This window comes from Kiloniella litopenaei (assembly GCF_000982415.1).
GTDB lineage: Bacteria > Pseudomonadota > Alphaproteobacteria > Kiloniellales > Kiloniellaceae > Kiloniella > Kiloniella litopenaei.
Genome location: NZ_LANI01000020.1, coordinates 77,180 through 99,932, shown reverse-complemented (window position 1 = coordinate 99,932; position 22,753 = coordinate 77,180). Strand labels below are relative to the sequence as shown.

Below are 22,753 nucleotides of genomic sequence, written 5' to 3'. Positions count from 1 at the left end.
CATGACTATGGTTTTCCAGCCCTCTCCGGATATGCCGCCTCCAGCATCACAGAGCGGTCTTCTTCATTGGGTAAAAAATAATCTGTTCAATAGTGTCACCAATGGTCTCTTGACCCTTATTGGCTTAACAATATTGGCAAGTATTATTCCTCCTCTGGTTAACTGGGTTTTCCTGGATGCTATTTTCCAGGGAACAGCAGAAACATGCAGACAGGGGCAAGGAGCTTGTTGGGCCTTTGTTGACGCGCAGATAAAATTATTCTTGTTAGGACCATACCCCACAGAATTAGCCTGGCGTCCGATCCTCTCTGCGGTTTTGCTTTTTGGGCTCTTTATCATCACTGCCAGGCACATGCTCAAGACGGCTCATTTGGTTGTAGCCTGGCTTATTCTACCCTTACCGATTTACTGGCTTGTTGGCGGTGGTTTAGGGCTCGAAGTTGTTGATACCTCTGAATGGGGGGGCTTAATGCTTACCCTGGTTCTTGCTGTTGTTGGTATTTTGGCATCTCTTCCAATCGGCGTTTTACTGGCTCTTGGTCGTAGTATGAATAACAAAGTTATCAAGAGCTTTTGCATCTGCGTCATTGAACTGGTTCGTGGAGTACCACTGGTTACCATCCTTTTCATGGCAACCATTATGCTTCCTCTCTTTCTGCCAACGGGTGTCGATATTGGTATTCTCTATCGTGTTCAGTTTGGCATCATCCTCTTTTCCTCTGCCTATATTGCCGAAGTCGTCCGTGGTGGCCTTCAGGGGGTGGGAAAAGGGCAAGGTGAAGCAGCTGTGGCACTGGGTTTGAATCGCTGGCAAACAACCGCTTTCATTATTCTGCCTCAGGCTTTGAAGATTGTTATTCCCCCTCTTATAGGGCGCTGTATCGCTCTACTTAAAGATACTTCCCTCGTCGTGGTCGTTGGCTTGCTCGATTTTCTTGGCATTGCGAAAGCAGCTTCTCAAGATGCCGAATGGCTTGGTTTTGACGCAGAAGCCTTTGTTTTCTGTGCTTTCGTTTACTGGTTGCTTTGTTTCAGCCTTAGCCGTTATGGCCGTTCGCTCGAAAAGCGCGGCCGGGTTGATCATCACTAATTATGGGCATGAAAGGAGTTAACTTATGTCAGAACAAAATGCAGCCCCTGCGGCGACTATTGAACAAGATACCGTCATTTCCCTGGTGGATATGAATAAATGGTATGGGGACTTCCACGTTCTCAAAAACATCAACCTTAATGTACAGCGAGGAGAACGCATTGTCATTTGTGGGCCATCCGGCTCGGGTAAATCCACAATGATCCGCTGTATTAACCAGCTAGAAGAGCACCAGACAGGTAGCATTCTTGTCAACGGCCAGGAACTCACCAGTAATACCAAAGCACTCGAAAGAGTACGTAAAGATGTTGGCATGTGTTTCCAGCACTTCAACCTCTTTCCACATATGACCATTCTAGAGAACCTGATCCTTGCCCCCATCTGGGTACGTAAAATGCCTCGCAAAGCAGCGATTGAACTCGCTATGAATTATCTGGAAAGGGTGAACATCGCCGAACAGAGTGAAAAATATCCCGGTCAGCTCTCTGGTGGACAACAACAGCGCGTTGCGATAGCCCGCTCTCTTTGCATGGCGCCCAAGGTTATGCTTTTTGATGAACCAACATCCGCCCTTGACCCTGAAATGATCAAGGAAGTCCTGGATGTCATGGAAGAACTGGCCAACGATGGCATGACCATGCTTTGCGTGACTCATGAAATGGGCTTTGCAAAATCGGTTGCAGATCGGGTGATCTTTATGGACGGCGGGGAAATTGTGGAAGAAAACGAACCAGATGCATTCTTCAACAACCCGCAGATGGACCGAACACAACTATTCCTCAGCCAAATTCTTTCCCATTAAAGAGATCAGGTGATCGTATGCCCCCCTCTAATCATATATTGGTCCTGACCTCTGGTGCTCCCCTACCCTTTGCCATAACGGACCGTTGCGCATCCTTTATGGATAATAGAAATGTCCCATTAGAAAACACCAAAATTCTTGGAGATAATGGGCAAGAACTAACTTTTACCAATGACCCCAGACCTTACTTGAATGAACTGCGCGAACAACTCGCCCCCTTGGGAATTGATGCCAATATCTGTTCAGGAGAAAACAGAAAGAAAAAACTGCTTATTGCAGATATGGATGCCACGATCATTACATCAGAGTGTATTGATGAACTGGCCAGTATTCATGGTGTCGCCGAACAGATAAAGTCCATAACAGCCAAAGCAATGCAGGGAGAACTGGATTTTAAGCCTTCTCTTTATGCCAGAGTTAGGTTGCTCAAAGGTCTCTCCACCAAAGCGATTGAACAAGCTTACAAAGAGAAGATATCTCTAACCCCCGGCGCACAAACACTTGTTCAAACGATGAATGCATCCAAGTCGGTCACTATTCTCGCATCAGGCGGTTTTACTTGTTTTGCGCAAAAAATCGCTAATAAAGTAGGTTTCCATTTTTGCCATGCAAATATATTAGGAATAGCAAACGAAGAACTTACCGGAGAAATAACAGAACCTGTTCTTGGTAAGGAAAGTAAAAAAACTATTCTACAACAATATATGCAAAATTTTGCCATTAAGACGGATGAAACCATCGCCGTTGGAGATGGAGCGAATGATGAAGATATGATCAAAACCGCAGGTTTCGGCGTCGCCTTTAATGCCAAACCCAGTCTCAGACAAAAGACTTCGTTTCATATCGATTATTCTGATTTGACCTCGTTGCTTTTTTTACAAGGATACAGAGAAGAAGAGTTTGTCAAAAAAAACACCTAAGGAGGGATATTTACTTCACAAGAGAAACTTAACGCCAAGACTTGCTATCTCTGCGTATGCCTCGCTATTATCTTTTTCATGCTCTCGTCAATTAAGAAATTGAGAGCGATGAGCATAGGTTACGAGGTTAGCTTGAAGATACTGATTGCAGATGATCATCAAATGGTCCGTGAGGGCGTCAAAGGTGTTTTGTCGGCCTTGGATGAAAATTTGGATGTACTTGAAGCAGAAAACTTTCAGGATGTACAAAAAATTTTATCATTACATCCCGAACTGGACCTTCTGCTTTTGGATATCACAATGCCCGGAATGGATGGGATATCGAATATCAGCACCTTAAAAAAGCTGGCACCGGACATTCCTGTCGCAATTCTTTCCGCTCATAACGATGTAAAGTTAGTAAAAGAGGCACTGGCTCTTGGCGCGGATGGCTATATCTCAAAAACCTCAAAAACAGCCGTCATGTTAAATGCAATTCGCCTGATTCTTGATGGAGAGATTTACATCCCATCGCTCTATTTGAATCAAGATTCCAACAATCTCACCAATGAAACACAAAGGTTGGATATCTTGACCCCCCGACAACGAGAAGTTCTTGATCGTGTGCGTAAGGGGGCATCAAATAAAGAGATTGCACGTGAAATTGGCTGCGCAGAAAGCACAGTAAAAGCTCATGTCACAGCTATACTTAAAGCTCTGAATGTTAGTAGTCGAGCCAAAGCGTCAGCACTCCCACTAGATGAGATCTAGAAGATTATCTATTCCCATAAACCGATACTCAGAACTTCAATTTCTTTAACAAGCCCTACACCATCAAGGAAAAGTCCTTTGCAAAAAATAAAAGCACTTCCCATCGAACAGGAAGTGCTTTTATAAAAACCATTATATGATTTTAATTAGAAGTTCTTATGACTTTGGATGAAACGGATCCTGAACCAAGATAGTATCATCACGTTCCGGACTTGTTGACAGCAACGCAACCGGGACATCAATAAGTTCTTCGATACGACGGATGTATTTAATTGCCGTCGCAGGAAGATCAGCCCAAGAGCGCGCACCATAGGTACTGTCATCCCAGCCTTCCAGTGTTTCATAAATCGGCTCTACTTTAGCCTGTTTACTTGGCAATGATGGCAGGTGGTCAAACTCTTCACCGTCGATACGGTAACCAACACAAACCTTGAGCTCTTTAAACCCGTCAAGAACGTCAAGTTTGGTCAGGGCGATACCCGTGATACCACCAACTTTACATGCCTGACGCACCATCACAGCATCAAACCAGCCACAACGCCGTTGACGACCGGTTACAGTTCCGAACTCGTGTCCGCGTTCGCCAAGACGCTGTCCAACGTCATCAAACAATTCTGTTGGGAATGGGCCTGAACCGACGCGGGTTGTATAGGCCTTGGTGATGCCCAGAACATAACCAACAGAACTTGGGCCGACACCTGATCCAGCAGAAGCCTGGCCAGAAATTGTATTAGAAGATGTCACAAAAGGATAGGTACCGTGATCAACGTCCAGCATCGCACCTTGCGCACCTTCAAAAAGAACACGCTTGTCTGTTTTACGACACTCTTCAAGACGCTGCCAAACAACATCAACAAAGGGAAGAATTTTTGGTGCAATCTCAAGCAGCTTTTCAACAACACCAGCACCATCAATCTCAGGTTGGTTCAAGCCCCGCAACAAAGCGTTGTGATGCAACAAAAGAGCATCGACACGTTCTTTTAGAAAATCAGGATCTGCCAGGTCGCAAATGCGAATTGCGCGACGGCCAACCTTGTCTTCATAGGCCGGACCAATGCCACGACCTGTCGTACCAATCTTGGCATCACCCTTTGCGGCTGCTTCGCGTGCACGATCAACTTCACCATGCAACGGCAGAATAAGGGCTGCATTTTCGGAAATCTTCAGATTATCGGGCGTAAGTTCTACACCTTGCTCGCGCAGGCGGTCCATCTCAGCCAGCAAAGCCCAGGGATCAACGACGACACCGTTACCAATGATCGACATTTTACCCTTGCGGACAATACCGGAAGGCAAAAGAGAAAGTTTATATACTTCGCCATCAATAACCAGAGTATGGCCAGCATTGTGCCCCCCTTGGAAACGAACGACAACATCCGCTCTTTCAGAAAGCCAATCAACAATTTTACCTTTACCTTCGTCTCCCCACTGGGAGCCAACAACAGCAACATTAGACATGTCAGTTATTTCCTAACTCATGTATGTGGTCATTCTCTAACAGATGACTACAGGACAAACGCAGCGCTTCCGCGCGATCATTCTCAACAGGCTTAAGGCCCGAAATTGTTATCCACCCCTGTGCGCGCAATGCAGCACCCTCGTCACGTCGTGTTCCATGTGGCAGGAAAATACGGCGTGCGACCTTTGGTTTGGGAAGGGCACGTAAAACTGTATCCATAAAGAGGGTAAAGCCTGTGGCTGGCTCTGTAACGTTATCTACACTAACAGAATCGTATCGTCCGCCACGTCCAAGCTCGCCCCGGACACCCTTGGCAAAAAAGATAAAACTTGTGCCAGTGTGGTATTCGAAACCGCGATGTTCAACCAGATCCAGTGTAACGGTTAATTTCGGTGCTGCTTTTGTAACCAGTTCCACCACATCAATAAGTTTCGCAAATTCATTAGCTGCAACACCGGAAAACTCCAGATCTTTGGCATAGTCAATAACATGCTGAGCAGAGCCAGCGGCATTGAGAAGCTTCAGGAAGAAAGCTGCGTTTTCACCGGCAATCTTTTCAACTTCGGCCGCATCTTTACGGTCCAAAGCAACGCGCAATTCCAAAGCCTGTTCAGCATCATAGCCAAACTCATTTGCTATCGCCGGGACCAGCGTTGGCTGATTGATATCAACGCTCAGATCTTTGACACCAACAGTTTCAAGAGCCGTAACAGCAGCCAGGATAACCTCTGCATCAGCCGTATTCTCGGTGATACCGATCAGCTCACCACCAACCTGAGTAAACTGTCTTTCCGGACGAAGCTGACTACCAGTCACCTGCAAGACATCACCGCCATAGCAAAGGCGAAGTGGGCGTGGCGCATTCTGTAATCGAGATGCAGCAATACGGGCGATTTGTGGCGTAATGTCCGCACGAACCCCCATCATGCGATGGCTGGATGGATCCATAAGACGGAAAATTTGGTCAGATAAGGTTTCGCCAGCACCAGAAAGCAACGCATTTTCAAACTCCAGTAACGGCGGCTTGATGCGATCATAACCTTCGGATGAAAAACTATCTATAAGACGGCGCACTACTTCGGCTTCATGCGCGGCTGCAGGCATCAAGAGATCCTGTAAGCCAGCTGGCAACAAAGCCTGGTTCCCATTTTTTTTCATGGTCTGCGTTCCGGGTCGTTTTTAAGCTCATACGATGCGAAAAAACCTGTCGTGACCGGGAAAGGTCTAACCTTGGGCTCTTTCGGTGATTGACTACAGGTTTTACTCTGTAAGAGCAACCTGATTCCCTGATTAAGGCCTGAAAAGTTATTCTTTTCCGCCTACGTTAAAAAAAATACTGCAAATTCAGTGTGCTGATAATTCACCCATAAGAATAAAAAAGAAGGCTACGGTACAGCCCGCAGCCTTCGATCTTTATATCCGATTCAAAATCGGCCCCTGTGGGCAGGAAATTACCGCCTAGAAATTAAGCTGCACAACCTGTTTCGTTTGTGGAAGTTGTTTAACCTTTTCTATCTGAGCAGCATCTAACGGACTATCCAGTTCAACAAGAGCAATCGCATCTTGGCCTGGCGCCGTTCTGCCCAAATGGAAGGTTGCAATATTCACACCTGCCTCACCCAACTGCATTCCCAGCGCACCAATGTAACCTGGCGTATCTTCGTTGGTCAGATAAAGCATATGTTTGCCAAGCTCGGCCTCAATCTCAATACCTTTGATGTTAACCAGACGTGGACGCTTGCCACCAAACAGAGTTCCGGCAACTGAACGTTCCCCCTTTTCTGTTGTGACTGTCAGGCGAATCAATGTCTGGAAGTCACAATCGCGTTCATGCTTGGCTTCACTCACATCAATATTACGTTCCCGGGCAATGACAGGCGCACTGACCACATTCACAGAATCCATAATCGGCGCCAAAAGGCTGGCAACGATTGTCTGTGTCAGTGGACGGCAATTAAGGGAAGCAACAGAGCCTTCATAATCAATCTTGATCGCCTTGAGGCCTGTCTGTGTAAGCTGTCCTGCAAAACTTCCCAGTTGTTGGGATAGTGTCATGTAAGGTTCCAACTTGTTGAACTCTTCAGCCGTCAAAGACGGCATGTTCAACGCATTGGTCACAGCACCTGTCAGCAGATAATCTGAAAGCTGCTCGGCAACCTGTAAAGCAACGTTTTCCTGTGCTTCAGCTGTTGATGCCCCCAAATGTGGTGTCGCGACAAAGTTAGGTGCCCCGAACAAAACAGAATCCTTTGCTGGTTCCACTTCGAACACATCACTCGCCGCACCCGCAACATGACCACTTTCCAGGGCCTCTTTAAGATCCGCTTCAACAACCAGACCACCACGGGCACAGTTGATAATGCGAACTCCTTTTTTGGTTTTGGCCAGCGCCTTGGCATCAATAATTCCCTTGGTCTGATCCGTCAGGGGAACGTGAAGCGTGATAAAATCTGCACGGGCTAATAGCTCGTCCAGTTCTACCTTTTCAACGCCCAGATCCTTGGCCCGTTCTGGGGAGAGGAAAGGATCAAAGGAAATAACCTTCATCTTCAGGCCCTGCGCCCGATCGACAACAATAGATCCGATATTACCACAACCAATCACACCCAAGGTTTTCGCCGTCAACTCAGATCCCATAAAGCGAGATTTTTCCCACTTTCCAGCTTGAGTTGACTCGTTAGCTTCCGGGATTTGTCGCGCAGCAGCAAACATCATCGCAATGGCATGTTCGGCAGTGGTAATGGAATTACCGTGGGGCGTGTTCATGACAACAACACCTTTGGCAGATGCGGCATCAATATTCACATTATCCACACCGATACCTGCTCGTCCGACAACTTTCAGATTGGTTGCAGCTTCCAGGACTTGTGGTGTTACTTTTGTTGCAGATCGGATTGCCAATCCATCATAGTCACCGATAATGGCGATTAATTCTTCTTCGGAAAGACCGACTTTGGTGTCAACCTCCACTCCACGATCACGAAAAATATCCGCAGCTTTCGGACTTAACTTATCACTTATGAGTACTTTTACCATTTTTCCAACACTCTATTCGAATTCTGTACGTACTTGTTCAATTGCCCAATCCAACCAGGGCAACAAAAGTTCGATGTCTGACGTTTCAACCGTGGCACCTGCCCATATGCGCAATCCAGCTGGTGCATCGCGATAAGCACCGATATCAAGCGCTGCATTTTCTTCTTCCAACAGCGTAGCAAGCCTTTTTGCTGCTTTGGCCTGTGCATCATCGGAAAGAGCTTTGAACCAGTCTGCTGTTACTTTCAGACAAACGGATGTTGTTGAGCTTGTCGATACGTCTTCTGCAAGAAAAGCAGCCCAATCACTTTTGGATACCCAGTCAGAAATAGCTGCAAAGTTTGCATTACATCGACCGACCAAGCCTTCTAGGCCACCAACACTTTCTGCCCATTGCAGTGAATCCAGTGCGTCTTCAACACACAACATCGAAGGCGTATTGATAGTCGCACCAGTGAAAATCGATTCGTTTAATTTTCCACCTTTTGTTAAGCGGAAAATTTTTGGCATTGGCCAAGACGGTTCATGGCTTTCAAGGCGCTCAACGGCGCGTGGACTCAGGGCAATCATACCGTGGGCACCTTCGCCCCCCAGCACCTTTTGCCAAGACCACGTCGTCACATCCAGCTTATCCCACGGTAACGGCATCGCAAAAGCCGCCGATGTTGCATCGCAAATAGACAGTCCCGCACGATCAGAATTGATCCACTCTCCATTTGGCACACGAACACCAGAGGTCGTACCGTTCCAGGTAAAGACCACATCACGATCCCAGGAAACCTGTGACAAATCAGGTAATTTCCCGTAATCAGCTTCAAACGTACGTACGTCATCCAGTTTTAGCTGTTTGATTACATCCGTAACCCAACCTTTACCAAAACTTTCCCATGACAGCATATCTACCCCCCGTGGTCCGAGAAGAGACCATAACGCCATTTCAACGGCACCAGTATCGGAAGCTGGGACAATTCCGACACGATAATCTTCGGGGATACCAAGGATTTTGCGTGACTGTTCGATCACTTCTGCGAGTTTGGCTTTTCCGCCTTTTGCGCGATGAGATCGACCATGCCAGCAAGAGCCTAGTGAATCCAAAGACCAACCGGGACGCTTGGAACAAGGACCGGATGAAAATCTTGGATTTAAGGGACGTTCACTAGGTTTTTCTTTCATTGGACATTTTACTCCAGTATGGCAGTTTTTTGAACTGCACGAAACAAACCACCCTATATTTCAGGGTCGCAAACCGACTTTTTCAGGTCGCGGATGCATCATAAACATATTGCATCGCAAAATGCTCCCTTTTATTTACCTGTTTTTCACAGAAATGAAATTTTTGCATAAGCACAGCATTGTAGTCAGTGCTATTCCAGAATATTTTCTATATACTTAGAGGAATTGACTTCGCAAAGTTAGGTGGGCCAAAGCAGGGTGGGAATGAATACCGATCAATTTATCGTTTTTGCCGTTATAGGTCTCGCATTAATTTTATTTATATGGGGCCGTATAAGGTACGATGTTGTTGCAATGATGGCGCTTATTGGATCAGTGATCCTTGGCGTGGTTCCTGCCGACACTGCCTTTGAAGGATTCGGTCACCCCGCGGTTATAACCGTTGCTGCAGTTTTGATAATTTCTCAGGCTTTACGAAATTCCGGTATCGTCGAGCTAGCGACTCGCTTTTTAGAGCCCGCGGCCGGACACCCGACACTCCATATCCTTGCCCTGACCACTGTCGTCGCCATCTGTTCTGCCTTTATGAATAACGTTGGGGCACTCGCCTTGATGCTGCCAATTGCAATCGGCAGTGCCTACAACAGCAAGCGCCCTACAAGCGAAGTTCTTATGCCGTTGAGCTTTGGCTCTTTGCTCGGCGGTCTAACGACTCTGATCGGGACACCCCCTAATATTATCATTTCAAGCTTTCGACAGGCTGAGACCGGGCAGAATTTTGCCATGTTTGACTTCTTGCCTGTGGGACTTGGCGTAGCGCTCGCAGGCATTGTTTTCATTTCCGTCCTTGGCTGGCGTCTATTGCCAAAACGGGCCGTCAACAACAGTGAAAATGAAAACCTGTTCCAGATAGAAGACTATATAGCCGAAGTTCGCATTCCGGAAAATTCTCCCTACGTGGGCCATCGTCTCGTGGATTTGGAAACGTTGGCACAGGGTAACGTTGCCGTGGTTGCCCTGGTGCGACGCGAAGATCGTATGCTGGCTCCTTCGGGCTATATGCGCCTGAAAGCCGGAGATATTCTTACGTTGGAATCCGACACCGATACTTTGCAACGTGTTGTCGACGAAGCCAATCTGGAGCTTGTTGGTTCTGCTGATGAGAGTTCACAAGACCTCCAGTCCGATCGCGTTGGCGTGCTCGAAGCAGTTGTGACTCCTGGATCAAGGCTTGAAGGTCGAACAGCACATAATATGCAATTACATACACATCACGGCATTAATACCCTTGGGGTCGCAAGACAAGGTAAGCCGGTCAATGAACGCATTGGTCGGGTACGTTTTATGCCCGGGGATGTTCTACTGATTCAGGGAATTAGAGAAGAGATGCCGGAAACACTGTCATCTTTGGGACTTTTACCCCTAGCGGAAAGAGAACTTTCCCTGACACCAAAACGGGGATCAATTGTTGCGCCGCTCCTCTTTGCACTTGCAATTCTTCTTGTCGTTTTTGGCATTCTCCCCCCACAGATTTCGTTCCTTGGGGCAGTAGGAACTATGGTTCTGTTGGGCGAACTTAACCTCAAGGAACTTTATGAATCTGTGGATTGGTCAATTATTGTTCTGTTGGGCGCAATGATTCCTGTCGGCCTGGCACTGGAAACAACTGGCGGAACAGCGATGATTGCCTCTCCTCTTATTTCCTTGAGCGAGCATATTCCTGTATGGGCAATCTTGGGATTATTGATCTTTATCACGATGATACTATCAGACGTCATGAACAACGCGGCAACAGCCGTTCTCATGGCACCGATTGGTATATCAATAGCCAATGGCTTGGGTGTTAATATCGACACCTTCCTGATTGCAATTGCCATCGGCAGTTCATCAACCTACCTGACCCCCATCGGTCACCAATCAAACCTACTTGTCATGGGACCCGGCGGATATAAATTTGGCGATTATTGGCGTATGGGATTACCACTGGATCTTATCATCTTGATCGTCTCGGTACCGCTTATTCTCTGGATATGGCCACTCTAAAAACGATAGGACATTTTCAGAACATTGCTGCCGTCATCCAAGTCCACTTGCCGGAACCCCTGTTTTTCGTAAAGTGCGATCGCATGATCCATTCGTCCACGGACAGTTTCTAGAAAAACTGAGTGCGCCCCTTGTTCTTTCGCAAAATCCAGAGCCATTCTAATAAGAGCCTGACCTGTATTATACCCCCGCCCCTCTGGTTCAATCCAAAGGCGCTTTAGCTCGTAACATGCATCTTCTTTCAACTGAATTCCAACAACACCAACGGCATCTCCATCGCGTGACTTTACAAGCCACAAACGCCCATAAGGAAGGGCATAACGCTTATCAATTTCATCCAGTTCTTTTTCAAAACCTTCGAAACAGGGGCATGCTTGTGCCCACTTCTCATAATTTTTAAAAAGCTTTACAGCCAAAGAAAAATCCTCAGAAGACGTAACTGTTTCAATTTTCATCTGTTTAAGAACCCGTTTTACACAATCAGACCCTAGTATAGGTAAATTGTCCCCTTGAGATAAAGCGCTGCTGAACCCGTTAAAAGAATTCTATCTCCACAATCTTCTATTTCCAGCACACCACCGCGTTTCGAGATTTGTTTTGCGATCATCTTTGATTTACCCAAACGGTCTTTCCAGTAAGGGGCGCAAACCACATGTGCCGACCCAGTGACGGGATCTTCCGGAATGCCACAATGAGGGCCAAAGTACCTGGCCACATAATCGAAATCACGACTGGTCGATGTAATAATCAGACCATCGCCGGGCAATGCAGCCACCTTGTCGAAATCAGGTTCTACCCCAAGAACACTTGCTTCATCATCAAGCACCGCCATCAATTTACTTGATTTATAGGTAGCTTGCGGACAAACACCAATTGCATCTTCTACAATGGATATAGCGTCAAAAACAGACGGCGGACGAGCTGGAAAATCAAGAGTATAGCATCCCCCATCACAGGTAACCTTGAGCACACCACTTTTGGATTCAAATAGAATCTCTGTCGCACTTCTATCCAATTGGGTAGCAATTACGTGTGCTGTTGCCAGGGTTGCATGACCACAAAGATCAACTTCGGTAGTCGGCGTAAACCAGCGCAGGTGATACCCTTGTTGCGTTGGCACAAAGAATGCTGTTTCAGACAGATTGTTCTCTGCCGCAATTTTATAGAGCAAATCATCCGGCAACCATTCATCCAATGGACAAACAGCCGCCGGGTTCCCCTTAAAAACCTGATCAGTAAATGCGTCAACTTGGTACAGAGGTATTTCCAACATGATCCGAACTTATGCTTTTCTATTTCTGCGTCTGAATTTCTTTCATCGCATTCTCAATAGCTTTCAAAGATAGATCAATATCCCTTTGCGTGATTTTCCAAGAAGACACAGAAAGCCGGAAAGCATTATGACCTTTCCAGACCGTCGGGCCAAACCAACAGGTTCCATCTTCTTGAACCGCTTTAATCAACGCGCCTGTCTTCTCTGCACTATCCCATGAAACGACGATTTGATTAAGAACAACATGGTTCAAAACATTTAATCCCATGGCTTCTAGACCTTTGGCAAAGTGCTGAGCCAAATCGCAACGGCTTGTAATCAAGTCATCAAGACCATCCCGGCCCAAAAATTTCAGTGCCGCCCATACATCAATACCGCGGGCACGTTTTGAGAACTCTGGAATATAACTTTGTGAAGCGCCACTTTTTTCCTTTAGGTAAGCAGCAGAGACCGACATCGCTCCATAAAGAGCATCCTCGTCCCGACAAATAACGATACCACCATCATAGGGCGTGTTTAGCCATTTGTGACCATCAGCGGTCCAGGAATCAGCTTTTTCAATGCCCTCTGCCAGATATGCTTTGGATGAAGCAGACCTCGCCCAAAGACCAAAAGCGCCATCCACGTGTACCCAGGCATTAGCTGCTTGGGCACGATTGCAAATTTCGCCTATGGGATCAAACGCGCCACTATTCACATTACCAGCCTGTGTACACACAATGGTACTGTCATCAAGTACTGGCACTTTTCTGATGTCCAGTGCTCCATTGGCATCGGTCGGAACTTCGATAACCCGGCTCTTCCCTAGACCGAGCATCGACAAGGCCTTGAGGACTGTGACATGAACTTCGTCACTGACAATAACCTTGATTTCTGGCGCACCAAAAAGACCATCTTCCTCGACATTCCATCCCTTTTTCTTCAGAATTTTATGACGTGCTGCTGCTAAGGCAGTAAAGGTGGCCATCGTTGCACCGGTAACATAACCCACCACAGATTCACGCGGTAAATCCAACACCTCCAAAAGCCACCCAGACGTAACCTTTTCTATTTTATCGGCCACAGGCGAAGTCACAGCAGAGGATGCTACCTGATCCCAAGCCGTGGCCATCCAGTTGGCACCGACTGTCACAGGCAGGCTCCCCCCCACAACGAAACCGAAATACCGGCTCCCCGTTGATGCAACTGTGGCCGGGGATCCTACTTCATCCAGTTGCTTTAAAATATCATTAGGATCATGCCCCTTCTCTGGGAAAGGCTCTTCAAATCGGTTCATCGCCATGAGATCTGAATTGGAAGGAAAGACTCTCTGGTTATCAACTTCAGCGAGATACCGTTCACTTCGTTCATAAGCATTATGCAACAACTCACGTGACATTGTCTTCATCCCCTTCAACCCCAAACACAAATTAAGAAACTGAAACAAAACGAATTTTCTAAATTCGCAAGAACAATTACAAAATAATCCAACATTGTCACAGTTATAACTTGATCAAGAAGGGGGTCAATGATTACATTGTCACCATGACAAATTGGCTTCCTAAAGTAAAATTCGGGGCAGGTCCCCGCTATATGGCAATTGCCGATGCCCTTTCCGAAGATATTCGAAACGGCTTTCTGCAACAGGGTGACCGTCTTCCGACACACCGTGATCTTTCTTGGCACCTTGGCGTCACTGTTGGCACGGTCAGTCGCGCCTATGCCGAGGCAGAACGTCGAGGTTTGACTTTTGGTGAGGTTGGGCGCGGTACTTTTGTTCATGGCCCATCAGCTGCCGAACGCCACATGCTTAACCAGACCAGATTCAAAGACCATAATCTAATCCAGATGGATTTTGCCTATCCGCCACCGGGTGATGTCGAAGAGAAGGAGATGACATCAACGCTTCAAAATATTTCGACTGCCCCTGAAGTCTCCACCCTTCTCAGTTACCAGCCACATTCTGGCTTGCCACATCACCGCGAAGCTGGCGCCAAGTGGTTTGACATGAACGGCCTTACCGTCGATCCGGATAATGTTATCCTTACGGCGGGTGCCCACCACGCCATTGCCGTGGCTATGGCAGCATTGGCACGCCCCGGGGATCGTGTTCTGTGTGAAGAAATGACTTATCCCGGCATACAATCTGTATGCCGAATGCTCGGGTTACGCCTTGATGGTCTGGAAATGGATGCCCACGGCATTTTACCACAGGCCTTTGAAGAAGCGTGTAAGGCAGGTGACGTGAAATTTTTATACTGCGTCCCTAACTTTCAGAACCCGACCACGCGCCTACTTCCGATGGATCGACGGCAGTCTATCGCCGATATCGCACGCCGATACAGAGTTTCCATAATCGAAGATGATGTCTTTGGGCTTGTCGCAGAAAATGCATTACCCCCCATTACCAACCTAGCTCCCGAACGGTGTTATTACATCAGCTCATTGGCAAAAACCATCGCGCCGGGATTGCGGGTTGGATATCTGACGGGTCCACAACACAGCATTGCCAGCTTGATCGCTGCGGTTCGCGCAACCTGTTGGATGGCTTCGCCCATTACCGCTGAAATAGCCACAAGATGGATCATGAGCGGTTCTGCTGATAAAATTCTGGAGGGCAGAAAAAAGAGCGCACGTCGTCGTGTGGAAATCGCCCGAGAAATCTTTGCCGATTATGAAATGGAAAGTGAAACACTGGGTATTTACATCTGGCTTTACTTGCCAGCCCCTTGGAGATCCAGTCAATTCACTCATGCGGCGAACAGAGCCGGTGTAACGATTTCAGCTTCCGAGGCTTTTATTGTCGGCCGAAAAGCACCACCACATGCAGTCAGGATATGCCTAGGACAGCCGGATACAGAAGAAAAACTAATAAGAGGATTAGAAATATTGGCCGGGATCCTACAAAAAGGCCCCGATGTAGGAACATCTGTCTTTTAGGCAAGTGACACACAGGTCACTGCCCAAAAGATCGCATCTGTCGCAGCCCCACAAGACAAAGCCAATTCTCTTGGCCAGTCCTCGGCTAGGTTATATTCGAGATTGTTTCTGAAATCTCGGATACGACAGTGCTTACCAGATCAGAATCCTCGCCTTCTGCCATAACACGGATCAATGGTTCTGTACCTGATTTTCGGATCAGAACGCGCCCCGCCCCATCTAACTGGGCTTCCCCTGCTTTGATGGCTTCTTGTACCTTGTTCATACTCAAAACATCATCCAGCGGCACACCGCTTGTGATACGGACATTCTTTAAAAGCTGTGGCAAAGGCGTAAAGCCACGCACGACCTCACTTGCCGGGCGATCAGCCCTTATTACGGCAGCCAATACCTGTAGGGCTGCAATCAGGCCATCACCAGTTGTAGTATGATCACTAATCACCATATGGCCGGATTGCTCTCCGCCAAGATTGTATCCCTGTTCTCGCATGGTCTGAACGACATAGCGATCCCCAACCGGTGTACGGATAAGCTCTAGACCAAGATCCTTCAAGTAAGTTTCCAGCCCCATGTTGGACATCACCGTTGCAACGACACCACCGCCCTTGAGAAGCTCACGTGCATGCAGCGTCTTGGCAATGATAGCCATAACCTGATCACCATCAACGATTTGCCCGTGTTCATCAGCCAGAATCAGACGATCCGCATCGCCATCAAGTGCAATACCAATATCTGCGCCATGTGCCACAACAGCTTCTTGCATCAGACTGGTTGCTGTCGCCCCACAATCGCGATTGATATTAAAACCATCCGGGGTCACTGCCACAGGAATAACTTCGGCCCCCAATTCATAGAGAACCGTCGGCGCAACTTTATAAGCAGCTCCATTAGCGCAATCGATAACAACCTTCATCCCATCGAGACGCAAATCCTTTGGAAAGGTATTTTTCACGAACTCAATATACCGCCCGGATGCATCATCCAAACGCCGGGCACGCCCCAATTTCGTACTAGAGGCCAAAGGAATGGAACAGTTGTCTTGAAGCCGAGATTCGATTTTCGCTTCGACATCATCGGACAGTTTAAAACCATCAGGACCAAACAGTTTTATCCCGTTATCTTCAAAGGGGTTATGCGATGCTGAAATCATCACCCCCATATCCGCCCGCATGGAACGGGTCAACATCCCCACAGCCGGTGTAGGCACAGGCCCCAAAAGAACCACGTCCATGCCAACCGAGATAAAGCCAGCTGTTAGAGCTGGCTCCAGAAGATAACCAGACAAGCGCGTATCTTTGCCGATTACAACAGTATGGCGATGATTGCCGCGAAGAAAATGTGCCCCCGCCGCCTTCGCAACGGCCAATGCAATTTCTGCTGTCACAGGTTCTTCATTGGCTTTGCCACGGATACCATCTGTTCCAAAGTACTTACGGCTCATCTATTTCATAACTCCAACACAACGATAATATTTTATATCACCTAACTTACACAGCCTGCCGGATCGCCTGTCCAATTGCAAAGGCTTGACTGGTTTCTGCAACATCATGAACGCGGTACATCTGAACGCCACGATTAATCCCAGCCAAGGCACAGGCAAGTGATCCTGCGACGCGATCTTTCGGCTCTTCGCCTTGTGACAGTTTTCCAATAAAGCTCTTGCGGCTTACACCCAGTAAAACCGGACATCCAATGCCATGAAAGAGGGACAGGCTATCCAATAATCTAAGATTATGATCCACAGTTTTGCCAAAGCCAATACCCGGATCAACAGCAATCATTTCTTTTGGAATACCCGCATCCAGGCAAGCCTGAACACGTGATTGTAAATAGTCATATATGTCCAGTGCGGCATCCTGATATTGCGGGTTTACCTGCATAGTCTCAGGGGTCCCCTGCATATGCATCAGGATAACAGGCACCTTGGCTTTTGCTGCTGCCTCAAGGCTTTCAGCATCTCCTTCCAAGGCCGTGACATCATTAATAATAGCTGCACCAGCTTGCACGGCCTCGGTCATCACCTTTGCATGTCTGGTATCGATAGAAACCAATGCACCACCTGCTTGGCTGAGTTTCTCAACAACAGGGATAACGCGCCTCAGCTCTTCGTCTAGCGAAACGGGATCTGCACCTGGGCGGGTTGATTCCCCCCCCACATCAAGAATGGTTGCCCCTTGGTCAATCATTCGCAACCCATCATCAACGGCAGTACGGGCTGTATAGCGATCCCCACCATCAGAGAAGGAATCAGGTGTTACATTGATAACTGCCATGACATGCGGGCGTGACATATCCAACCCGGCGAAAGAAGATCTTGGCGCACCTAAAGTTGCCAACAACTCTGATGCCGAGGCACTCAAACCCGTATGTTTATTGTCCGTCAGCCAGGGAAGAATTTCCGCCGTTGGCAGAACATGACGTTCTTGAATGTTACCGGACGAAGACCTGATTGTGACCTCTGCCGCGGCAAACCGGCTGCTACTACCGACAAAGGGCAAAGCCTTTCCAACAGAGCTATGGCTGGATGATATCCCAACCGGGCGAATATAAAGTTTGTCGGACATAAGATACCTGTGGATATCTGTGAAACCACCAAGGCCCCACAGAATGCGAGGCCTTGGTTTGATTAATCAAAAAATAAAGGGAACCAATTAGCTCTCTGGCTGAGGTTCTGGTGTAGCACCGCCCTTGTCATCTTTTTCATCATCACGATGCGCTTTACCGCTCTTTGGAACCGATGCACGTGGCACATCGGAACCATGACCAGAACTGCTGTCATCACTACGATCAATTTTACCGTCTCTCAGAAGTTGTTCAACATCTTCCCCTGAAAGAGATTCGTATTCCAACAAGGCTTTGGTGATAAGTTCAAGTTGATCGCGGTGTTTTGTAAGCACATCACGTGCTTGCTTTTCAGCCGTCTCGATGATGCTACGAACTTCATCATCGATCATCTTTTGGGTTTCACTGGAAACGCTCAGGCCATTATCGCCACCACCGCCATAGCTAAACGGATCATCCTGGCGAGAAACATAGCGTAGACGACCCAGCTTTTCGCTCATGCCATATACCATGACCATGGAGCGCGCCATGTTCGTGGCCTGCTGAATATCATTTCCAGCACCCGTAGTAACATTGTCTGCACCATAGATAAGTTGCTCGGCTTCACGCCCACCAAACATCATCGCAAGGCGCGCCTTCATTTCCATGACTTTATAGCCAAGACGATCACGTTCCGGCAGGTTCATTGTTACCCCTAATGACTGACCACGAGGAATAATTGTCACCTTGTGAAGCGGATCGTTACCTTTGACATGAATCCCGACAAGTGCATGACCAGCTTCATGATAAGCCGTCATTTCCCGTTCTTCATCAGTCATCACCATGGAACGGCGTTCTGCCCCCATCATGACCTTGTCTTTTGCATCTTCAAAATCAGACATCGTAACCACACGTTTACCAGAACGTGCAGCAAGCAGGGCAGCTTCATTTACCAAGTTGGCCAAAGCAGCGCCAGAGAAACCAGGCGTACCCCGAGCAACAACACGCGCATCAACATCAGGCGCCAGAGGTACTTTACGCAGGTGAACCTTGAGAATCTTTTCACGGCCCAGAATATCCGGGTTTGAAACGGTAACCTGACGGTCAAAACGTCCCGGACGTAGCAGAGCAGCATCAAGAACATCCGGACGGTTTGTCGCCGCAATAATGATCACGCCTTCGTTTGATTCAAAACCATCCATCTCAACCAATAACTGGTTCAATGTCTGTTCACGTTCATCATTACCACCGCCCATGCCAGCACCACGGTGACGGCCAACAGCGTCAATCTCATCAATAAAAAGAATACACGGGGCATTCTTTTTACCCTGTTCAAACATATCGCGGACACGGCTGGCACCAACACCAACGAACATCTCAACAAAGTCTGAACCAGAGATGGTAAAGAATGGTACGTTCGCTTCCCCTGCAATTGCCCGTGCCAACAAGGTTTTACCAGTACCCGGAGGGCCAACAAGCAAGCAACCTTTGGGAATTTTACCACCCAAGCGTTGGAATTTTTGGGGATCTTTCAGGAACTCAACAATTTCCTGAAGCTCTTCCTTGGCTTCATCAATACCAGCGACGTCATCAAAAGTTACGCGCCCCTGCTTTTCTGTCAGCAATTTAGCCTTGGACTTACCAAAGCCCATGGCTTTGCCACTATTACCCTGCATTTGGCGGAAGAGGAAAATCCACACCCCAATCAACAGGATCATAGGGAACCACGAGATCAGGATCTGAATCAGCGTAGATCCCTCTTCCAATGGTATTGCCTTCACTGTTACGCCGGAATCACGCAGCGTTTCAACAAGCTTGGGATCATCAGGTGCATAGCTGGTGAACTGGCGACCATCGCTGGAAACACCTTTGATCTCGCGCCCCTGAATAGTAACAGAGGTGACTTGCCCAGATTCCACCTGAGTTAGAAACTCTGAATAAGCGACCTGTTGTTGTCCGTTTTGAGACGACGGTCCCTGAAACAAATTGAACAGGGCAAACAAAAGCAGGGCCACTACAATCCATAGGGCTGCATTACGGCTGAAATTCAAGGTAACGACCTTCCAAAAAATCTGTGCTGCACCCAAACAGGTCCAGCGAAATGAATCACTTCTTCCTAGAAGATAATGCGCTTACGCTCCTAAGCAACCGTAAAGGGCAACTGAATCAGCATATTTTTTGGTTCGAATCGTATTTTCATCTGAATTTCATCGATCCAGTCCGGATTCAGATACTCCAAATGGGGAACCGTTATGATTTTATCCCCATGATAAACAGCTGGCAGACTATACCGCGCAAAGGAAGAAACAGCTATATTTTTGACCGCAGGATGTAATTCACACAAATCCTGCCAACCTCTTTCGCCCAATGTTCGAAGCAACAAACTACTACTTTTCATTTCTTCGTGTACCTGCACAAAGAATCTATTATCCCATAGGCATTCCAGTCCCGGAGTTAGCAAAAGCTGTGGAACCAGCCTGTTCTCTCGAACGAGAAAAATCGTATGGTCTTTTTGAACAATTTCGCATCCAGCAAGTGTCATCTTGGTCGGCTCAGGGTTCATAAGCGACAAAACCAAACGATCAAGCTTGGCGGTTCCAGGAGAATAATTTCCTCCCCCAATCGTCAAAAGAGTGCGCTGTAAGGCTCTTTTGAATATGTCAGGCTGAATCTTTTCCGATTCGTTAAAATCAATCTCTGCATAGCCAACCGGATTCAATCTCACCTTCTGATCGATAAAGGCATCGGTCCTTTTTTGCAGGGAGCGACGAATTCGTCCCAAGCTATGGGTAATCCGCACTAAAGTGCTTCTCTTTACGCCTTGCCGTTCAATTACAGGTAACTTTTGTCTAATTCGATTTCTCAGATAATCTGCCCGTTGGTTACTCGGCTCTTCAATCCAGCCCCAACCATGGTGCCGGAGGGTTTCGATCAAACGTTCTTTGGGCAAACGTAACAAGGGGCGGATGAGTGTCATGGCAGCATCTTGACGTTGCATTGAAATACCAGCCAGACCATCTGATCTGCTCTGCCGTACAAGTCGCATCAAAAATGTTTCGATTTGATCATCCAGATGATGCCCAAGAGCCAGAAAAAAAATTTCTTTGTCCCTGCACCATTTGGCAATCAGGTCATGTCGGGCCTTACGCGCCCGCACCTGAGAGCTTCCCTTCCCCCCACTATCCGTTTTGAGCGAACGTGTAAGCACTTCGTGCTCAATGCCCTCAGCCAGTAAGCGTACATGCACCCACTGAGCCTCGATACCGGATTCGGGGCGCAGACCATGATCTACCGTTACAGCGAAAAGCTCCCCCCCTTTGGCCGTGACCCAGTTTCTTAGCAACAGGCACAGTGCCATACTGTCAGCACCACCAGACACAGCCACCCCGACCCGAAAAGGATTTCGAGGCAGGGTGATCACAGACATCAACTGTGCAAATTCGTCTTCTTGAACTGGCTTTAACCTGGAATCAGCCTTTGATTGCAACACCTTTTCGGGCGAGAGATCACTCACTGGATTGCCCTTCGCATAAAAGCTTACGGACAATTCAAACGTTGAGATTCCTGTCCTGCGCGCTGTTTGACGATAGCACTCGCATTCGGGTAACGATTCAAAAGCTCTCCAAAAGTACCACAGGCATCAGATGTATTACCTAACGAAGACAACGAAAGACCAAGTTTTAAAAGGTTGTCCGGTGCTTTCGAAGAATTGGGATAACGCTGGAAAGAATCAGCAAAGGTAATCGCCGCCTGCTGATAATCACCTCGCACATAATAGGTTTCCCCTAACCAGTAGGTCGCATTACCTGCCAAGGAATCTTCGGGATGATTTTCAACAAAAGTAGAAAAAGCCTGTTCTGCTTCGTCATAACGCGCCTGGCGCAGCAGACCAAAGGAATAGTCATATTGCTCTTTCGGTGTATCACCGGGAAGCGTATAACCCCCGACCTCGTCAGCGCGTAACCCACCCTGTATCAAGCTTTGTGGCGAAGAACTGTCAACCGCAGTATTGGGGGCCGTTGCGGCCTGTTGCTGCGTGTTAAAATTATTAAGGTCTTCTGCCGGGATTGTTCCCAAGACACCGGGCTGTCCCGAGGCTGGTGGTTGCCCTGTACCAGTCGTTTGCGGCACAGGTTGAGAAGGGGTATTAGCAGAAAGAGACGTTCCCTGCTGTCCAGCCCCTATTTGCCGGCCATTTTCCAAATTTTGCAGACGCAGATCCGTATCGGCAACAAGTTTATCCAGCCTTTTACCAAGCTGATCCAAGCGAAAATTCACTTCTTCGAATTGCCCCGTCAAACTTCTCATTTGATTTTCAACCTGAGAAAGGCGTAATTCTAGCCGCCCAGCATTCGCGCCACCAGTATTGGTACCGACGGCAGCAAGATCTTCGGCAGAAGGCGTTTTGCCCTGATAAACGTGTTGTTGTAACGTCACCAGTTCACGTTGAAGGCGGTCAATTTTATTAACCAGTCCCTGTACCTGTGAATTTTGCGCCCAGGCACTTGCTTGCATTGCCATAACAACAAACGCAGCACCCGCGCCTATACGAAGCGTTTTCAAACTAACAGCCATCAATGACATCTTTTCTTGCACCCTTAAACGATAGTAGGTCCTGAATTTATATAGCCCTATATTGGTCAGAATATGGCACACCAAATATCGGACAAGCAAAACAGTAATTTAATAAAAAAATCCCGTCTGGTTTCGTCAACCAAACGGGATTTTTAATAAGGTCAGTCTATGC

The 22,753-nt window shown here is 47.6% G+C and carries 18 protein-coding genes; 6 read left to right on the top strand and 12 right to left on the bottom strand.

The features are described 5' to 3' along the window. The first annotated feature begins 1 nt into the window (after position 1). The 4 genes from WH95_RS13930 (at position 2) to WH95_RS13915 (ending at position 3,562) form a co-directional block, all read left to right on the top strand. Complete coding sequence (locus WH95_RS13930; RefSeq protein ID WP_046508301.1) at positions 2 to 1,090, top strand: amino acid ABC transporter permease; 1,089 nt, start codon at positions 2 to 4, stop codon at positions 1,088 to 1,090. Positions 1,091 to 1,115: 25 nt separating this feature from the next. After that, complete coding sequence (locus WH95_RS13925) at positions 1,116 to 1,892, top strand: amino acid ABC transporter ATP-binding protein (RefSeq protein ID WP_046508299.1); 777 nt, start codon at positions 1,116 to 1,118, stop codon at positions 1,890 to 1,892. Between the two features lie 98 nt (positions 1,893 to 1,990). After that, a complete protein-coding gene (serB, locus tag WH95_RS13920) occupies positions 1,991 to 2,812 on the top strand; it encodes a phosphoserine phosphatase SerB (protein ID WP_046508399.1) in 822 nt (273 codons plus the stop codon). Between the two features lie 108 nt (positions 2,813 to 2,920). After that, complete coding sequence (locus WH95_RS13915) at positions 2,921 to 3,562, top strand: response regulator (protein ID WP_052742031.1); 642 nt, start codon at positions 2,921 to 2,923, stop codon at positions 3,560 to 3,562. A 156-nt stretch (positions 3,563 to 3,718) separates the two neighbouring features. On the opposite strand, the gene WH95_RS13910 is transcribed toward WH95_RS13915, so the two are convergent. The 4 genes from WH95_RS13910 to WH95_RS13895 all read right to left on the bottom strand — a co-directional run bounded on the left by WH95_RS13910 (position 3,719) and on the right by WH95_RS13895 (position 9,230). Beyond that, on the bottom strand, positions 3,719 to 5,020 hold the full coding sequence (locus tag WH95_RS13910) for an adenylosuccinate synthase (protein WP_046508296.1): 1,302 nt from the start codon (positions 5,018 to 5,020) through the stop codon (positions 3,719 to 3,721). A gap of 1 nt (position 5,021) precedes the next feature. Continuing rightward, positions 5,022 to 6,179 carry an ATP phosphoribosyltransferase regulatory subunit gene (locus tag WH95_RS13905; RefSeq protein WP_046508294.1) on the bottom strand — a complete coding sequence of 386 codons (1,158 nt, stop codon included), beginning with the start codon at positions 6,177 to 6,179 and terminating at the stop codon, positions 5,022 to 5,024. 300 nt (positions 6,180 to 6,479) lie between these two features. Further along, positions 6,480 to 8,057, bottom strand: a complete 1,578-nt coding sequence (gene serA, locus WH95_RS13900) for a phosphoglycerate dehydrogenase (RefSeq protein ID WP_046508292.1) — start codon at positions 8,055 to 8,057, stop codon at positions 6,480 to 6,482. A gap of 12 nt (positions 8,058 to 8,069) precedes the next feature. Next, positions 8,070 to 9,230 carry a phosphoserine transaminase gene (locus WH95_RS13895; protein WP_046508290.1) on the bottom strand — a complete coding sequence of 387 codons (1,161 nt, stop codon included), beginning with the start codon at positions 9,228 to 9,230 and terminating at the stop codon, positions 8,070 to 8,072. Between the two features lie 264 nt (positions 9,231 to 9,494). Here WH95_RS13895 and WH95_RS13890 point away from each other — a divergent pair, with 264 nt between their 5' ends. Further along, the gene (locus tag WH95_RS13890) at positions 9,495 to 11,273 is read left to right on the top strand and encodes an SLC13 family permease (RefSeq protein ID WP_046508287.1); all 1,779 of its coding nucleotides are present in this window, start codon (positions 9,495 to 9,497) and stop codon (positions 11,271 to 11,273) included. Here WH95_RS13890 and WH95_RS13885 read toward each other — a convergent pair. From WH95_RS13885 to WH95_RS13875, 3 genes are read right to left on the bottom strand one after another with little or no spacing between them, the layout of a single operon-like run. Further along, positions 11,270 to 11,728 carry a GNAT family N-acetyltransferase gene (locus WH95_RS13885; protein WP_046508285.1) on the bottom strand — a complete coding sequence of 153 codons (459 nt, stop codon included), beginning with the start codon at positions 11,726 to 11,728 and terminating at the stop codon, positions 11,270 to 11,272. The two genes, WH95_RS13890 and WH95_RS13885, sit on opposite strands and share 4 nt — an antisense overlap. A 32-nt stretch (positions 11,729 to 11,760) precedes the next feature. After that, the gene (locus tag WH95_RS13880; protein ID WP_245622976.1) at positions 11,761 to 12,546 is read right to left on the bottom strand and encodes a PhzF family phenazine biosynthesis protein; all 786 of its coding nucleotides are present in this window, start codon (positions 12,544 to 12,546) and stop codon (positions 11,761 to 11,763) included. Between the two features lie 19 nt (positions 12,547 to 12,565). After that, a complete protein-coding gene (locus tag WH95_RS13875; RefSeq protein WP_082114159.1) occupies positions 12,566 to 13,924 on the bottom strand; it encodes a pyridoxal phosphate-dependent decarboxylase family protein in 1,359 nt (452 codons plus the stop codon). Between the two features lie 146 nt (positions 13,925 to 14,070). On the opposite strand from WH95_RS13875, the gene ehuR reads away from it, so the two are divergent. Next, complete coding sequence (ehuR, locus tag WH95_RS13870; RefSeq protein WP_046508281.1) at positions 14,071 to 15,465, top strand: MocR-like ectoine utilization transcription factor EhuR; 1,395 nt, start codon at positions 14,071 to 14,073, stop codon at positions 15,463 to 15,465. Positions 15,466 to 15,550: 85 nt separating this feature from the next. Here ehuR and glmM read toward each other — a convergent pair whose 3' ends face one another. The 5 genes from glmM to ybgF all read right to left on the bottom strand — a co-directional run bounded on the left by glmM (position 15,551) and on the right by ybgF (position 22,581). After that, positions 15,551 to 16,906 carry a phosphoglucosamine mutase gene (glmM, locus tag WH95_RS13865; protein ID WP_046508279.1) on the bottom strand — a complete coding sequence of 452 codons (1,356 nt, stop codon included), beginning with the start codon at positions 16,904 to 16,906 and terminating at the stop codon, positions 15,551 to 15,553. Positions 16,907 to 16,952: 46 nt separating this feature from the next. After that, positions 16,953 to 18,029: a dihydropteroate synthase gene (gene folP, locus WH95_RS13860; RefSeq protein ID WP_046508277.1), complete on the bottom strand. Its 1,077-nt coding sequence runs from the start codon at positions 18,027 to 18,029 to the stop codon at positions 16,953 to 16,955. 87 nt (positions 18,030 to 18,116) lie between these two features. Continuing rightward, positions 18,117 to 20,057 (bottom strand): ATP-dependent zinc metalloprotease FtsH, encoded by a 1,941-nt coding sequence (gene ftsH, locus WH95_RS13855; protein ID WP_046508392.1) that lies wholly within the window; start codon positions 20,055 to 20,057, stop codon positions 18,117 to 18,119. A gap of 89 nt (positions 20,058 to 20,146) precedes the next feature. Next, entirely contained in the window at positions 20,147 to 21,520 is a 1,374-nt protein-coding gene (tilS, locus tag WH95_RS13850; RefSeq protein WP_157845975.1) for a tRNA lysidine(34) synthetase TilS, read from the bottom strand. A 23-nt stretch (positions 21,521 to 21,543) separates the two neighbouring features. Further along, positions 21,544 to 22,581, bottom strand: coding sequence for a tol-pal system protein YbgF (ybgF, locus tag WH95_RS13845; protein WP_157845974.1), 1,038 nt, complete (start codon positions 22,579 to 22,581; stop codon positions 21,544 to 21,546). Positions 22,582 to 22,753 lie beyond the last annotated feature (172 nt).

Excerpts from the sequence above, each read along its gene's own strand:
- WH95_RS13930 (WP_046508301.1), top strand. The coding sequence starts at position 2 with ATGACTATGGTTTTCCAGCCCTCTCCGGATATGCCGCCTCCAGCATCA.
- WH95_RS13925 (WP_046508299.1), top strand. The coding sequence starts at position 1,116 with ATGTCAGAACAAAATGCAGCCCCTGCGGCGACTATTGAACAAGATACC.
- serB (WP_046508399.1), top strand. The coding sequence starts at position 1,991 with ATGGATAATAGAAATGTCCCATTAGAAAACACCAAAATTCTTGGAGAT.
- WH95_RS13915 (WP_052742031.1), top strand. The coding sequence starts at position 2,921 with ATGAGCATAGGTTACGAGGTTAGCTTGAAGATACTGATTGCAGATGAT.
- WH95_RS13910 (WP_046508296.1), bottom strand. The coding sequence starts at position 5,020 with ATGTCTAATGTTGCTGTTGTTGGCTCCCAGTGGGGAGACGAAGGTAAA.
- WH95_RS13905 (WP_046508294.1), bottom strand. The coding sequence starts at position 6,179 with ATGAAAAAAAATGGGAACCAGGCTTTGTTGCCAGCTGGCTTACAGGAT.
- serA (WP_046508292.1), bottom strand. The coding sequence starts at position 8,057 with ATGGTAAAAGTACTCATAAGTGATAAGTTAAGTCCGAAAGCTGCGGAT.
- WH95_RS13895 (WP_046508290.1), bottom strand. The coding sequence starts at position 9,230 with ATGAAAGAAAAACCTAGTGAACGTCCCTTAAATCCAAGATTTTCATCC.
- WH95_RS13890 (WP_046508287.1), top strand. The coding sequence starts at position 9,495 with ATGAATACCGATCAATTTATCGTTTTTGCCGTTATAGGTCTCGCATTA.
- WH95_RS13885 (WP_046508285.1), bottom strand. The coding sequence starts at position 11,728 with ATGAAAATTGAAACAGTTACGTCTTCTGAGGATTTTTCTTTGGCTGTA.
- WH95_RS13880 (WP_245622976.1), bottom strand. The coding sequence starts at position 12,546 with ATGTTGGAAATACCTCTGTACCAAGTTGACGCATTTACTGATCAGGTT.
- WH95_RS13875 (WP_082114159.1), bottom strand. The coding sequence starts at position 13,924 with ATGTCACGTGAGTTGTTGCATAATGCTTATGAACGAAGTGAACGGTAT.
- ehuR (WP_046508281.1), top strand. The coding sequence starts at position 14,071 with ATGACAAATTGGCTTCCTAAAGTAAAATTCGGGGCAGGTCCCCGCTAT.
- glmM (WP_046508279.1), bottom strand. The coding sequence starts at position 16,906 with ATGAGCCGTAAGTACTTTGGAACAGATGGTATCCGTGGCAAAGCCAAT.
- folP (WP_046508277.1), bottom strand. The coding sequence starts at position 18,029 with ATGTCCGACAAACTTTATATTCGCCCGGTTGGGATATCATCCAGCCAT.
- ybgF (WP_157845974.1), bottom strand. The coding sequence starts at position 22,581 with ATGGCTGTTAGTTTGAAAACGCTTCGTATAGGCGCGGGTGCTGCGTTT.